Origin of the sequence: Streptomyces adustus, assembly GCF_009377175.1 — a bacterium.
GTDB lineage: Bacteria > Actinomycetota > Actinomycetes > Streptomycetales > Streptomycetaceae > Streptomyces > Streptomyces adustus.
The window spans coordinates 1-14,915 of the sequence record NZ_VJZD01000060.1; the positions used below are offsets into that span (position 1 = coordinate 1).

Consider the following 14,915-nt stretch of genomic DNA (forward strand, 5'->3'; position numbering starts at 1 on the left):
GCTGACAGCCGGGTCGGGCCCCGATCGGCGGTCAGGACGGACACGGCCTGCGTGTCTCGTCACCCGGTCCGCGCCGCGCCCTGGTGCCGCAGGCCCTGCCCTAGTGCCGCAGGTCCAGACGGTGCACCCCGCCGTTCACGGTCCCGACGTACAACGTCTTGCCGTTCGGATCGGCGGCGAGGCTGGTGACGTCGGTGCACTCCAGCCCACCCGAGATATTGTCCCAGGTGACTCCGCCGTCCGTGCTGCGCAGCACGCCCCGGCCGTTCTTCAGCAGCCCGCTGGAGGAGTAGCGGCCGGAGGCGGCGTACAGCGTCCGGCCCACCCGCTGGAGATCCATGACACGGGTGGGAAGCCCGCCGGTGTCGGCGGTACGGAAGGTGCGGCCCGCGTCGGTGCTGAGCCTGATGCCGTTGCCGCCGACGAGCAGGCGACTGCCGTCGAGTTCAATCGCCGAGACCAGGCCGTCGGCCACCTTGGTGACCGTGGCGCCCCCGTCGTCGGAGCGGAACAGTCCGTCGGGACCGCCCAGCCACAGACGACCGGACTTCGCCGGGTCGGCTGCCAGGGCGCTGTAGCCGCGGCTCTGGTAGAGCACGCGCCACGACGAGCCACCGTCGTCGGTGGTGTAGAGGCCGGACTTGTCGAATCGGGAGAAGGAGACGTACACCCGGTCGGCGTCCGCGGGGTCGGCCAGCAGGGACAACGGGGCGCCGGAGTAGGTCCCCCGCTCCTGCCAGGTGCGGCCGCCGTCGTCGCTCCGCTCGACGTGGAACTCGCCTGTGACGGAGGAATTGACCACCTTCCAGGCGACCTTGGAACCCTTCCCGCCCGAAGTCACCTGCGTGACGACGCTGTCGTAGGCTCCCGGTGCGTCGGAAGGGCCCCACTCGGGGGACGACACCGGCAACGCGGTGTGGAAGATGCCCATCTTGGTCGCGGCCAGCAGATTGCCTCCGCTCACCGCCAGGGCGTTGACGGATGCTCCCTGGACCCCGATGCGGTGGGAGCCGCTGCCGTCCGCCGTACTGCGGTAGAGGCCGTCGCCCTCGGAGGAGACGGTGACGGAGCCGTCGGGCCAGCGGTCGTAGTCGTCCAGCACCGTCTTGCGTGTGGGGAGCGGGAAGTCCCCCCAGGTCCTGCCGTGGTCGTGGCTGATGTAGGCGACGTTGTCACTGCCCGCGCTGATGAGGAGGTCACCGTGATCGGCGTTGACGCTGTTGCCCGTGTAGGGAAGGTTCAGGGTCAGGTCCCAGGTGGCTCCCCGGTCGGAGGAGACCATCACTCCCTGGTCGACGACGTACGCGGCGACCGTGCCGGCGTCGGCGACGACGTTCCATATCAGCGTGCCCTGATAGATCCTGCGCAGGGGACCGAGGAGGCCCGAGGTCATGCCGGAGCGGACCCACACAGCGCCGGCGGTGGACAGGTACAGGTCGTCACCGTCGACCGCGGCGGACGACACGAAGCCGTCGATGTCGGTGGACGACTGCTGCCACGAGGCGCCGCCGTCCTTGCTGACCTGCCAGCCGTGTTCGGACACCGCGACCAGCGTCCGCGTCGTGGCATCCGCCACGAACGCCTGGAGCAGGCCGGTGGTGGTGTCCAGCAGTCGCCAGCTCAGTCCCTGGTCGTCCGTCCGCAGGATCCACGTCCGGTCCAGGATCGAGTCGTCGACGGCGTACCACCAGCGGTTCGGGTCGTGGGCGTCGACGATCACCTTGCCGTGGCCGTCGGCGGAGGCGACCGGCAGCCGGCCCCGCTCGCTCCAGGTCCTGCCGTTGTCGGCGGTGAACCACACGCCGGCCTTGCCGACCTGCACCAGCACCGCCTGACCGGGCCGGCCGGGGATCTGGGTCAGCGTCCCCGACTCGCTGCTGGGACCTACGGGCCGCCAGCGTCCGACGCCCGACACCGGCGCGGTGACCTCGAACGAGTCGGACCCGACCAGGACCTGTCCGCCGGCCGTCGTCGCCCGCGTCTCGACGTGATGGACACCCGCGTCCGACACCTCCAGCGCGCGGCTGTACCAGTGGTCGTGGTCGAAGACCGCGGTGTACGTGTGAGACGTCCCGCGCGGCGAGGTGACCGTCACCGTCGGCGGCGCCTTGAGGTCCGTCGGGCTGTCGACGTACACGACGGTGTGCCCGTCGCTCGGATCGGGGGAGGCCTGCGTGTCCAGGTGAAGGACCGGCAGGAGGTACGGCACGGAGATCTGGGGGCCGCGCTCCGGCTTCACCACGACGGCTCCGTCCAGCTCGGTGTCCGCGGCGGGCCGGGCCGCCGTCAGGGTCACCGTCACCTCGTTCGTCCCGTGCGCCGGGAGGGTGACACGGCCCGGGCTGACCCGCGCGGACCCGGTGGCGGTCAGCGACGCCCTGAGGCTGCGGTCCCCGGTGTTGGTGAGCGTCACTGTCGTGGCGGCACGCACCGTGGTCGTCGACAGGTCCGCCAGGCCGAAGGAGACCGTTGCGGGCGAGGTCGTCAGCTCACTGCGAGCGGCGGCCACGACGTCGAGACGGCCAGAGCCCTGCGTCGTCACCGGCAGGTCGTCCAGATGACGGGCGGTTCCGACGAGCTCGGACTTGATCTGTCCGGGGGACTGCCGAGGGTGCAGCTGCCGCAGGAGCGCGGCTGCGCCCGCCACGTGCGGTGCCGCCATCGACGTACCGGACATCCGGTACTGGCCCGGCTTCCACAGCGCGGTGGGGACGGTGGAGCGGATCTCCACGCCCGGTGCCACGACGTCGGGCTTCAGGCCGAAACGGGGCGTGGGACCACGTGAGGAGAACGAGGCGATCTGGTCGGTGGCGTCTGTGCCGTGCAGCGTCAGCCTCAACCGGCCCTTGGCCAGCCGCTGTTGCAGGGTGACGTACTGGAACTCGTCCGTGCCGAGCGTCACCAGCGAGTCCATACGCAGCGAGTCACCCGACTGCAGTGCGGAGGCGGCGCTGGGCGAGACGGTTGCCACGCCCGGCTCGGACGGGACGGCCTGCGGAGCGGCGTCACCTCCACCGGGGCCGCCGATCAGCGCGATCGCGCCACGCTTCTCCGCCTCCCGGCTCAGCGAGAGCTGATCAGCCGTCAACTCACCTGTCTTCGCGGGAACATACGCAGAGGTGAGGACCATCTTGCCGTGTACGTCGCCCGCACGCCGCCAGTCGTCCGGGCCACCCGCGCCAATGTCCACCACGTCGGCGGTGACCGGCTTCTTCGGCGGATTGGCCGAGAGGGCGCCGCGATAGGACTGCAGCAACTGTGGCTTGGCGCCGCTGGTGTAGAGGCTCGGCATCGACAGATTGGTGGTTGACGCGCCGACTGCGATGACCCCGTCCGCGCCGGCCGGGCTGTTGACCGTCCAGCCGTTCGGACCGTCGTTGCCCGCCGCGGCCACGACGACCACGCCCGCACGGACGGCGGCCGCCGCGGCCTGGCCCAGCGGGTCCGTCCCGTCGCCCGCCGTTCCGAGGCTCATGTTGATCACGTCGGCGCGGTGCGGGTTGGCGGGATCGGTGGCCGCCTCGATTCCGGCGATGATGTCGGAGGTGAACCCCGAGCCGCTGTCGTCGACGACCTTGTAGGCGGTCAGGGTGGCGCCGGGCGCGATGCCGGTGATGCCGCCCGGCTCGGCGGCGCGTGCGGCGGCGATGCCTGCGACGTGGGTGCCGTGGCCGTTGTCGTCCATGGGGTCGTCGTCGTTGTTGACGAAGTCGTGGCCCGCGACGACCTTGTGTCCGGGTCCGAAGCCGCCGCCGAGGTCGGGGTGCGTGTAGTCGATGCCGGAGTCGATGACGGCGATGGTGACGCCGGTGCCGTCCACCGCGCCGCTCGGTGTCTTCTGTCTCCACGCCTCGGGTGCGCCGACGAGCGGGACACTGTCGCCGCTCTGCGTGCGCACCACCGTGTCCGGCACGACGGAGGCGACCCCGGGCAGATCGGACAGTCGCTTCACCTCACTCGCCGGGACGCTCATGGCGACGGCGTCCGTGAGGAGTTGGAGGCGGCGGACGATGCGAGGATGCACGCCGGCGTCCGTGGCCGTCCGCAGGAACTGCTTCTGCTCGGCGCCGATCTCTTGGCGCCGTTCGCCGATCGCGGCCGTGTCGGAAGGGGTCAGCCGGCCACGGGAGGCCGCCGCCGAAGCAGCCGCCAACTGCACGATGACCCGTTGTTCGGGATCGTGCGAGGACGCTGAGGCCCCGGCAGGCACAGCGCTGAGGAGTCCGCCCGCGACGGTGAAGGCGACACCGAGGCCGAGTGAACTTCTGAGGGAAGATCGCATAGGTGCAGGTGATACGTGACGCCGGCCTGTCCCGGCAATCGTCCGAGAGCCCCTGAGGCAGGTCTCGGCACATACGGGCGGAGTTCGCACCGGGAGGTCCAGAAAGACCTGGCGATTCTTGCCTGGTGAAGGCGCGTCATGTACGGCACACTCCGCCCGAGGTTGCGGATGGTCTGCCCGACAGCGGGCAGGACCCTGCCGGACACCGGCCGCGCCCGAGGCGTTGTGCTCGTGCTTCCGCGATGCGCAGAACTCTCCTGCCGGTGCAGCGCCGTCGGCAGGTACCGGTTAGAGCCGCCCCACCCCGGTGTCACGGACGGCCCGTCCCGGGAACCTGCGTAGCACTGGGCGTCCGACGGTGGTGGCGGCGCGTGGTACCAGGGGCCTTCGCCGGCCCCTGGACCCCGCTGCCCCACCACTTTCCGGCGCGCATCCGTACGCCGTGGCGGACACCGTGCGCGCCGGAAAGCGGCGGGTCCGTGCTCGGGTGCGGGCCGTCCGTGACACCCGTGCCCGCGGTCCGGTTCAGGAGCAGCCGCGGCACCGGCGGGGTCATGCGGGACGGGGTGGACGTGAGTGGAGCGGGGAGGCCGAGCAGTCCAGGGCAGGGGAAAGCGGTAGGCGGTGAGCGGTCACGTGCGCGGGACCACCGCTTGAACCCGCACTCGGGCGCCTCCTGTATGAGGTAAGAGAGTGCGCCCTCCAAAGGCCATCTGACCTGCGGATAAGTCGAAGACAAGCGGATCGTGGGAACCGTGAGGCAGTTCTGCCAGCCGTAGACCACGATCGCCGGACATGAGTGCCCGGTTCTCAGGATCGTGGTGGCGGTTCCCTTAGCCGTACACCACGTTCTCAGAGACTGGCACACGGTTCTTGAGGGCTGCCACCACGTCCACAGGAACTGGGCACCACGATCCCAGGAACGCGGCAGATTGACGTGACGTACATGAGTCGGCGTGAGAAGGAACGTTGCGCCAGCGGTCTGCCGATGTCCTTCGCGGCATCCGACACGGCCGACCGGCGGGGTTGATCGACTTCCTGCTCATGTACGTTGGGTTCATCTGACAGGCTGCACAGCCGTCCCGCCCGCACCAATCAGCAACCCCCCTTGCACGGAGGGCCCCTTGGGAGCAGTACGCAGACTGGTCGACGCCGACACCGGCGAGCCGGTCCCTTATGCGCCGTACGCCTTCTCGGGCAGGCACACACAGGTCGACAAGGCGCGCGTCGAGGCCATCACGGAATCAAAGGCGTTCACGCCCAGTCAGAAGTTCCTCGTGCTGTGGTGGATCGGAGTCTCGCCCGAAGGGATGGAGCCGCTCCGGGCCACCGGAGCGGACATCGGCCAGCGGGTGGGGATGTCCACCGACGCAGTCGGGAAAATCAACAGGAAGCTGGCCAAACACCGCATCCTGATCGTCCGCGGCCGGATCGGCAACTACAACTTCTACCGAATCAGCCCCTACATCGCGTTCCATGGGACGGGTGTCGAGCAGCGTGAAGCGGTGAGGACCTGCAACCCGCCGGAGATCCCCGGATTCGACGAGACCGCACCTGCGCGGTGGGAGGCCCAGTGATGAGCAACGCGGACAAGCACGAGAACCTCCGACTGCTCGAGAAGACAGCCGGCATGAGCGCCAATCAGCGCCTCGTCGTGATGCTGTACGCACTCCACCCGACCGACCGGTCCGGCGCCGTGCTCGAGACCGCCGCCAACCTGGCCAAGCTGGTCGGCATGGCGGCGCCCGTCTTCAGCCGGACCCGCAAGCAGGTCATCGAGGCCGGCTGGCTGGAGGAGACCGAGAGGATCGGTCACATCAAGTACTACCGCCTCGAACCCAAGCGTCTGGGCCAGAACGTCGTCGTCCCGCTCCGCCGCGCGACATGACGTTCCGAGGAGCGGACCTCATTGACGTCACGTACATGAGGTCCGCACCTCAGGACGCCATCCTTCACCCCTGGGCAATCGGAGCGGCCGTGCCGTGTGAAGCCGTCCTGTCCGCCCGCGTCCTCCTTCGGCTCGGCCGCCCGGGCGGATGGTCCGCGGCGTCGGGGGGCGTGTGCGGACCGGCGATCGGAGCGCCGTGAGGTAGCCTGAATATAAATGGATCGATCGATCCATTTATGGCGCCCGTCACACCTGGACGGCGCGTGTGTCCTGAGGAGGTAGCGCCGTGCCGGAGCTGGGACTCGCCGACACCCTCGGCATCCTGCGACAGCCCGAGATACGACCCCGGTCCAGCAGCGCCGGGCTCGGCCTGACGGATCTCTACGTGTCGTCCCAGCGGGAGAACCCCTTCCAGGCGGACTTCGCGCCCGCCCCGACCCACCTGATCGTCCTCCATCTCAACGGATCCGTCACCGTACGACGTGGTCAGGGCGATGCGACCCGGTCACGGACGATCACGCCGGGCGGCCTGTTCCTTCAGCCGGCCGGCAGAGAGCTGAGCGTGGAACTGGGCGGCGGCCTCGACACCGTGCACGCCTACCTCACCGACCAGGTGCTGCGCGAGGCCAACGAGGGGCGACCGGTCGAGCCGGCCGAAGAGCTCGGTGTCACCGATCCGCTGGCCGAGCAGCTCATACGCGAACTGGACTCCGTCGTCCACCACTGGGAGCCGTCGGCCCGCACCTACGCGGACCAGCTGACCGGCATGCTCGCCGCGCAGGTCGTCCGCCGTCACGTCTCCCGTCCGGCCGCTTCGGCGCCCTCGCACCCCGGGCTCTCCGACCGCCAGCTGGCAGCCGTACGCGACCTCATCCACGATCGGATCGCCGAACCCCTGCCGGTCGCCGACCTCGCCTCCGCGGCCTCGCTCAGCCCCAGCCAGTTCACCCGCCGGTTCCGCGCGAGCACGGGCCGCTCACCGCACCAGTACCTGCTGGGACTGAGACTGGAGCGCGCCGGCTGGATGCTGCGCACCGGGTCCGCGCCCATCGGGCAGGTGGCGCTCGAATGCGGGTTCTCCCACCAGGAGCACCTGACCCGAGTGATGCGCACCCGTCTCGGAACCACTCCGGCCGCCATGCGCCGCGAGGGGCGGCGGAGGCGGTAGGACCGCCTCCGCCGAACCCGGGTCAGTCGACCATGCGGGCGATGTGGAAGGTGTGCTCCAGCCGGCGCCATTCCCCGTCGACCTCGCGGCCCTCGGGCGCGGGTCCGCTCTGCGGGGCGAAGTGGACGATGAGCGGGTCCTTCACGCCGAACACCGTGTCACTGTCGAGATGGGAGCCGTCCGCCACGAACAACTGCGTGATCAGCCGGCGATGGCCGGGTGCGCTGATCATGAAGTGGACGTGCGGGGCGCGGTAGTGATGGCGGCCGACCGCGTCGAGCATCTGCCCCACCGGACCGTCGCCCGGGATGGGGTAGTGGGAGGGGAGGATCGACCAGAAGGTGATCCGGCCGTTGGCGTCGGTGCGCAGCCGGCCCCGCAGCACGGGCCCTTCCTGGTCGGGCAGCTGCACGTCGTAGAAGCCGTCCTCGTCGGCCTGCCAGACGTCGACGACCGCGTCCTTGAGCGGCTCACCCGACGTGTCGGCGATGGTCACGTCCACCCACAGTGGAGTTCCGGGAAGGCCGTCCGAGATGTCGCTGCCGTGCTCTGCCTCCGGCGGGCCCTCCACGTAGAAGGGGCCCAGCACGGCGGAGGGCGTGGTCTCGGGAGTGCGGGAGTTGGTCAGCAGGTCCACGGCGCTGGAGATGCCCAGCACGTCCGAGAGCAGCACGAACTCCTGTCGGGTCGGACTGCTCAGCTGCCCGGTCCGGGTGAGGTGGTCGATCGCGTAGGCCCACTCCGCCTCGGTGACGTCCTCTTCCGCCACGAAGGCGTGCAGGTGTCGCACGAGGCCGGAGAGCAGGTCGCGCAGACGGGCATCGGGCGCCTGCGCGAAGCTCGCCACGACCTGCTCGGTGAGCTGGGCCAGCACGGTGGCCGTGGTGGGCGGGCCCTTGGGCCGCCGCCCGTTCCAGGCGTCGGTCAGTAGTTCCTCGACGCCCTCGACGGTGAGCTCCCGCGGATTCGGGTACGGCGTCGCGACAGCAGCCTCGGCCGCCTCGGCGAGGCCGGACTCGGGCATGCCCAGCTCACGCAGCGAGGTCGGCCCGCCCAGCGAGGCGACGAGGTCGTACAGACCGCTCGCGGCGTCGGGCACGTCGAGCGCCTCGGCGATGCGGCGCAGCACGTCCGGGGCGGTGGGCGCGTTGTACGCCAGCACGTGCGGCAGGATCACCGTGTGTGTCTCGGCGTGCGGCAGATCGAAGCCGCCGCCCAGGGTGTGGCACAGCTTGTGGTGCAGCGCCATGCCGACGGTGGCCAGGCAGGTACCGGCGAGCCACGCTCCCTGCAGCAGATCGGCTCGGGCCTCGTGGTCGGCCGGGTCCGCGGCCAGGCGCGGCAGCGCCCGGGCGATCCGTGAGATCGCGTCGAGGGCCTGGCGGTCGGTGACCGGATCGGCATCGGGGGAGTACAGCGCCTCCACCGCGTGGGCCATGGCGTTCACGCCGCTGGTGACCGACATGGCCAGGGGCAGCGAGAGTGTGAGGTCGACGTCGTAGACGACGGTCTCCGGCAGGATCGCGGGCGAGGCCTGCGTGGTCTTGCGTCCGTCGCGGGTCTCGCCGAGGACGGGGGTGACCTCGGAGCCTGCGTAGGTGGTCGGCACGACGACCTGGGGGAGGTCTGTGCGCAGGGCCAGCGCCTTCGACAGGCCCGTCGTGGAGCCGCCGCCGACCGACACCAGACAGTCGGCGTCCGCCTCGCGCAGGACGGTGAGCGCCCTTTCCGTCACCTCGACCGGGGTGTGCATGGCGGCACCGTCGAACTCCGCGATCACCAGGTCCCCGAGCGCGTCCCGCACGCGCAGGGCCGCGTCCTCGAGCCCGGGGCCGGACACCAGCAGGACCCGCTTGCCGTCGAGCCGCCGCACCTCCTCGGCGAGCCGGTCGACGGTTCCGGACCCGAAGACCACTCGTGCCGGATGGGATGTGTGAACGAACGTCCGCATGGCGGGCCGCCTCCGAGCTTCGGTCGGGTTGTATGGGGATGGCCCTTCAGCTTGCGGCTCGGGTGCCGGTGAATTCCTGCACGATCGACGCGAATCTCTGCAGGAACCGCGCATCGTCAACGGCTCTCTTACGGCGACCCGACATCCGTGAGGTCGAGGTGTCCCCGTGCCTACCGCGCCCTCGGACGGACTCATCGGCCCGATCGCCGGCTCGACGGCTCAGCGCGCCGCAATGACACGTGCCGGTGTCTGTCCCCGGAGCATCCGGCCGCGCCGACCGGTCACGCCTGTGCGCCGAGCCCGCCGACCACACGGCCGGCCGCAGGATCTGCCTCCACGGCCGGCTGCCGAATCGCCTCAGTATGTGCGGGATCCGGGCTCCGAAGCGGTCAGCGGGGCCTTGGGGGCCTTCGGGGAACGGCCTGATGCTTCACGCTGCGGACCACTTCTGGTTGTCCGTCCCGGCGCATGACCACAACTGGAGACGGGTGCCGTCCGCGGTTCCGTTGTCCCGGATATCGGCGCACTTGTCCGCCAGCCTGTTGACCAGGTCGTTGCTGGAGTTGAGTGTGAACTTCTGCTCGGAACGGCCGTTGCAGGGCGCCAGTTCCAGGCCCGTCCCGTCGTCGGTCGAGCCGCCCGCGAGCTGAACGCACATGCCGAGCGCGCGCAGCGTGCCGTCGGCAGCGAACACCCAATGCTGTGAGGGTGTGTTCCGCGAGCAGGCCGAGATGATGAGTTGTGCCCCCCGAGCTGCCTTGCCGCCCGCGACGTCGATGCAGCGTCTCGAAGAGTGGCTGACCAGCTGCACGCCGGACGCGGGTGCTTGCACATGCGCCTTCGACCCGGCGGTACTCGACGCGGTCGCGGTCGCGGTCGGATCTCCAACGGCTTTGCCGTCGGGTGACTTCTTGGTCGCTTCCACGGCCGGACCGTGCTTGTCCGCCCCGTCGGCGGAGGCGTCACCGGTGAGGGTCGGCAGAGTGTCGAGTCCGTCGATGCCCACCCGGTTGTGTCCGGAGGAACTCGTGCTGCCGGACGACCCGTTGGCGCGATCGTCGTGATGGCCGCCGGTGAGCGCCAGGGTGACCACGACACTGCCCGCCGCCAGCAGTCCCACCACACCGACGACCCCGATGGCGCCACGCGATCCTGTCAGCCCGGCGCCCCCGCCCGAACGGGTTTCGTTCGAACGCGTACCCGTGGGAGTCCCCTGGAAGGTGTGGGCCGCCTCGTCGTGCATGCCGAAGCCGGTGCCTCCATTGCCGGTTGTGGTGCCCTCCGGCTGGTCGAACGAGTGCGCAGCGGAACGGCTCAAGCCTCCTCGCGACCCCAGCGACGAGTATTGGGCGAGTCTGGGGACGACGGCACCCGTGCGGCGGGTGAGGTCGTCGGCCTTGTCCGTCCCGGCTTCAGGAGCAGCGGCATCGCTGTCGTCCGGGGCGTTCGCGGTATCGCGTCTGACGAGTTCGGCACTCCCCGGGACCCGTACCGGGAGGTCATTCGTCGGCCTGGGCAGACGTGGTCGCTTCATGCTTTCCTTTCCAGCGGGATGGGCGCTCCCTCGCACGAAGCACCCGCGGTGACGGGGCTTGGGTTCATGGAAGGGGCGTGTGATCTGCGACTCACGTGTGTCGGCCGGCTGCCTGATGCCGTTCTTGCTCGGTGAACCGTCGAGGAGCAGGCGGACGGCCGTGACGTGGGCCTGATGGCCGGATGCTGGGGAAATCGAGGTGAGATGCTACCCGGTCCGTGGTCGCACATCCGATCGAGCGGCGGCTGGAGGTGGGCGCCGAGGATGGCCGGGCAGGTTCGGGTGTTGGGTCGCTTCGGTCGCTGGTGCCGGGGAGCGGTCATGGGCGAATCGGTCATCCGGCGGTGACTCGGAGTCTCCCGAGTTGATCGATTGCTTCGGATGCGGGGATGCGGAGAGGTGAATGTGACGAGGCGGTGGCTGCGAGTCAGTGACTCTGCGGCCATGGGAAGTGGACGGGGCGGTTGCTTCGCCGCCGGGCGAACCCCTGGTCAGAGGGCCTTTCGTGGTCACCGGAGCGACCGAAGCGACTCAAGGTTCGGATATGTGCAGCCATCGCGGGTGGTGCCTGCGGACGTACGTGCTGCCCGAGTCGGGGATCAGGGTCGCTTCAGTCGCTGGGCTGTCCCGCGGGCTGGTGATGAGAAGGCCGGTGTTTCGGCGGTCGCCTGCCGTGTTCCGGTACCAGGGCCGCCGTCTGGGAGATGTCCGCGAGCACCCTGGATGGCGCAATTGCCCCTTTGGGCAGCTTGATCGCAGTTGGCTTGCTGTGCTTTGGCGGCGGCTGCCATGCTCATTGGGCCAGTTCCCTGGCGACCGAGTTCGGGGGCCTCTGCCGACATCCTCGGCAGCAGGCAGGGGCAGATGATGGGCCTACCGTCAGCCAGACGGTGTCGCACTGCCTCGTGCGCCGGTACGAAAGGGTCTTGCAGGTCGCCGCCTCGGCAAGGCCCCGGTCGTATCTGATCGCTCATCCGGTCGATGGCGCGCCCGACGGTCCGCGTTGAGATGCCGAACCGTACTTCCTCGGCTGTCATCGCGGTCAGTGGTGGGCTCTGTCTCATGCGCCCTCCCCGTGATGAGGCAGAGCCCGCCTCGACTCCGTTCCGGCAGGGCCGGGTATTGCGCATCGAGAGCTCTGGCGGCCCGTGCGGGTCGAGGTCCACGGGGCGTCGCCGCCTCTCTCCTTGTGGTCGACGGTCGGAGTCGCGCCCCGAAGTGGTCTTGGACGCCCCCAGGAAGGCCCGTCACCTGTTCCTGCGGGTCCACGCGCACTGCCGTGGCGACGCGGTGACGCGGACGGTGGCCGGGACCGCGGGCTCGGGCCGAGCTGTGCGACCGACCAGTGCGGCGGGCTCCCTCCTCGGGGCCCGCCGCACCGTCGTTCGCGGGCCCGCCAGCCGTGTGATCCCGGCTACAAGGAGAGGCTACGGCTGGCATTTGAACAAGAAAGAACGTTCTATACATACATTGCTTCGCCGACGGCCCCGCGGATCGTGCCGGGCCTCGATTCCCCTTCGAGAGGAACCCCCATGCCCGTGCCCGAGATCGGCACCCCCGCGCCCGACTTCACGCTCCGTGGCGTTCTGCTGGGTGACAACGGCGCCGTCGAACGCCGTGACTTCTCCCTGTCGGCCCACCGCGGAGCCCCGCTGGTGCTCGCCTTCTACCCGGGCGACAACACGCTCGTGTGCACCAAGCAGCTCTGCTCGTACGCCTCCGAGCTGGACCGCTTCCGTGACCTCGGGGCGACGGTCTGGGGGATCAACTTCGGCGACCTGGACAGCCACGAGCAGTTCGCCCGCAAGCGCGACCTGCGCTTCCCGCTGCTCGCCGACATCGACCGCGAGGTCGTCCAGTCCTACGGCATCCAGATGCCCGGCCTCGGCCTCAAGCGCTCGGTGTTCGTCATCGACGCCGACGGCATCGTGCGCTGGAAGCACGTCGCCCGCCTCGGACTGACCTTCCAGGACACCGACACGATCACCAAGGAACTCGCCACCCTCACCCGACGCTGAACCGAAACGATCGCGCGCAGCCCGGCAGAGCACGCTGCCTCGACCTCGAACGCTGAGTGTGTTCGTGCGATGCGCCAGATTTCGGGCCCTTGGAAAGGACGCTCGGTGAGCGGTTCTGAAACGTCGCGCCGCATGCGGGTGGTCGTCCTCGCGGAGGACAGGCTGACCGCGCAGGGCGTGGAGGCACATGTAGCGGGTGATGAACGTGTGCAAGTGCTCGGGCCGGGAGACGAGGAGTCCCCGGACGTGCTCCTGCTCATCACGGCCGAGCTGGCGGAGAACACCTTCGCGGCCCTGCAGCGCTACTGCCGAAAGGACCCCGACGAGTCGCCGCGGCTGATCCTGGTGGCGAACAAACCCACGGCCGAACAGCTGATGCGCGTGATCGGGCTGGGCCTGGTGGCCTTCATGACCCGCGAGAAGACCACCCTGTCGGACATCAGCGAGATGCTCTGCGCGGTCGCGCGCGGTGCCGGCTCGCTGCCGCAGTCGATGACGGGATCGCTGCTGGAGCAGATCCGCAGCCGGAGCCAGGACGGACAGGCCGCCGACCGGAGTGACGATTCGTCGTCCTTCACAGACCGGGAGCTCGCGGTGCTGCGGCAGCTGGCGGCCGGCTTCAGCACCACGGAGATCGCCGCGGCCCTGCACTACTCCGAACGGACCGTCAAATACATCATCCACGAGATGATCGTCCGGCACGGCCTGCGCAACCGCGTGCACGCCGTCGCCCACGCACTGCGCCAAGGCTTTCTCTAGTACCGCGGCAGGCGACGTCTGCCCGTCTAGGAGCGGCGTTCGGTGCCTGCTCTGGGGTCCCCCCGGCCGAAGGCTGGGGGAAGTGGCGGCCGGAAGTCCTCGTACTGGACGTACTCGGGCTTTCGGCCGGTGGCGGTGGGGGAGCGTGCCGGGCGTCGCGACGGGGCGAACGTCGCCTGCCGTGGAACCGGCAGACCGCGCGGCCCACACCTCACCACGGCGGCGACTCGCGTCCGACCGGGCCGCATCGACGCACCGCCGCCACCCGGGACCGGACCTGGCCCGGTTCGAGGCCGCCTCGGCGTGCACCCGTCGGATCGAACCGCCGATTCCGGCCACGCCCGGACCAGGCCGGAACGGGATCTGCGCGGCCGGCGGTACCGCTGGTCGTGTCATGCCGCTGCCGCGCGGTCCGGCGCTTGGACAGCGCTCCTCGCCCGGACCCGGTTGCGCAACTGGCGCAGTGCGTAGTGCTGCCGGGACTTCACCGTGCCGGCGGGGACGCCGAGTATGCGGGCGGTCTCGTGGACCGTCCTGTCCCGCAGATAGGTGTGCACCAGGACTTCGCGGTGTTCGTGCGAGAGGTGGCGCAGCAGGGCCAGGGCGTCGACGGAGGCCGCCGACGTGTCGGCGTGGTCGTTCTGCAGCGGGCCCTGGTGTTCCGCACCCACCGACTCGTGGCGGGAGTAGGCGCTGCGGATGCGGTCGATGGCCAGGTTGCGGGCCACCGTGAGCAGCCAGCCGCGGATCGATCCCTCGTTGGCACACAGCCGGTCCGCGTGGTGCCAGGCGCGTATCAGGGTCTCCTGCACGATGTCCTCCGCCGTGTGGCGGTCGCGCAGCATGCGCTCGACGTACGCGAGCAGGGGTTTGGCGTGGTCGGTCACGAGTACCTCGAGGAGGTGCTCGCCGTGTGCTCCCCGGGGTGCGGCCGGAGCGGTTGCGCAGGTCATGTCGATTCCGTGGGGACCAAGGATCCGCCCGTCGTGGTTGCTCGCACGGGCGATCACGGCCGCAGGAGACGGCCGGGAGGGTGTGCGAGATCGCCGAAGGACGGGGCAAGGCGGTGCGCCGGCCGAACCGGAGGTGACGGTTCACGGCCGACGGGCACGACACATGTCGTGCCTGCTTCGGCGAAGTTCCCCACCGGGGAACCAACACGTGCGGGGATCGTAGGCAGCGGCCGCAGCCGGAAAGCTGACGGATTTCTGACGCGGGACATGCCGAACGGACGGTCGGTCCCGCAGGGCTGCCGTGCCGTCCCGCGCGTGCCGCGTCCGTCGGCCGGACCCGTCCGTGCGTGGCGTGCACTGCG

Annotated in this window: 9 protein-coding genes; 5 read left to right on the plus strand and 4 right to left on the minus strand. The window is 70.0% G+C overall.

Annotation, left to right across the window (positions count from 1 at the left end):
• Window positions 1-100: 100 nt before the first annotated feature.
• The gene (locus FNH09_RS17250; RefSeq protein ID WP_152888808.1) at window positions 101-4,282 is read right to left on the minus strand and encodes a S8 family serine peptidase; all 4,182 of its coding nucleotides are present in this window, start codon (window positions 4,280-4,282) and stop codon (window positions 101-103) included.
• Window positions 4,283-5,406: 1,124 nt separating this feature from the next.
• Between FNH09_RS17250 and FNH09_RS17255 the strand changes: the two genes are divergently transcribed.
• The 3 genes from FNH09_RS17255 to FNH09_RS17265 all read left to right on the plus strand — a co-directional run bounded on the left by FNH09_RS17255 (window position 5,407) and on the right by FNH09_RS17265 (window position 7,338).
• On the plus strand, window positions 5,407-5,859 hold the full coding sequence (locus tag FNH09_RS17255; protein ID WP_152888810.1) for a MarR family transcriptional regulator: 453 nt from the start codon (window positions 5,407-5,409) through the stop codon (window positions 5,857-5,859).
• On the plus strand, window positions 5,859-6,170 hold the full coding sequence (locus tag FNH09_RS17260) for a replication initiation protein, RepL2 (RefSeq protein WP_152888812.1): 312 nt from the start codon (window positions 5,859-5,861) through the stop codon (window positions 6,168-6,170). The genes FNH09_RS17255 and FNH09_RS17260 overlap by 1 nt, the downstream gene beginning before the upstream one ends.
• A gap of 286 nt (window positions 6,171-6,456) precedes the next feature.
• Window positions 6,457-7,338: a helix-turn-helix domain-containing protein gene (locus FNH09_RS17265; RefSeq protein WP_162468713.1), complete on the plus strand. Its 882-nt coding sequence runs from the start codon at window positions 6,457-6,459 to the stop codon at window positions 7,336-7,338.
• Between the two features lie 22 nt (window positions 7,339-7,360).
• On the opposite strand, the gene FNH09_RS17270 is transcribed toward FNH09_RS17265, so the two are convergent.
• Window positions 7,361-9,289 carry a maleylacetate reductase and hydroxyquinol 1,2-dioxygenase domain-containing protein gene (locus FNH09_RS17270; RefSeq protein WP_152888814.1) on the minus strand — a complete coding sequence of 643 codons (1,929 nt, stop codon included), beginning with the start codon at window positions 9,287-9,289 and terminating at the stop codon, window positions 7,361-7,363.
• A gap of 430 nt (window positions 9,290-9,719) precedes the next feature.
• Window positions 9,720-10,607: an RICIN domain-containing protein gene (locus FNH09_RS17275; RefSeq protein ID WP_162468714.1), complete on the minus strand. Its 888-nt coding sequence runs from the start codon at window positions 10,605-10,607 to the stop codon at window positions 9,720-9,722.
• Window positions 10,608-12,355: 1,748 nt separating this feature from the next.
• Between FNH09_RS17275 and FNH09_RS17280 the strand changes: the two genes are divergently transcribed.
• Together FNH09_RS17280 and FNH09_RS49820 are read left to right on the plus strand one after the other, a co-directional pair.
• Window positions 12,356-12,841, plus strand: coding sequence for a peroxiredoxin (locus tag FNH09_RS17280; protein ID WP_152888818.1), 486 nt, complete (start codon window positions 12,356-12,358; stop codon window positions 12,839-12,841).
• 105 nt (window positions 12,842-12,946) lie between these two features.
• Entirely contained in the window at window positions 12,947-13,600 is a 654-nt protein-coding gene (locus FNH09_RS49820) for a LuxR C-terminal-related transcriptional regulator (protein WP_162468715.1), read from the plus strand.
• A 392-nt stretch (window positions 13,601-13,992) separates the two neighbouring features.
• Here the strand turns inward: FNH09_RS49820 and FNH09_RS17290 are convergent, their stop codons facing one another.
• Window positions 13,993-14,553, minus strand: a complete 561-nt coding sequence (locus FNH09_RS17290; RefSeq protein ID WP_152888822.1) for a sigma-70 family RNA polymerase sigma factor — start codon at window positions 14,551-14,553, stop codon at window positions 13,993-13,995.
• Window positions 14,554-14,915: the final 362 nt, after the last annotated feature.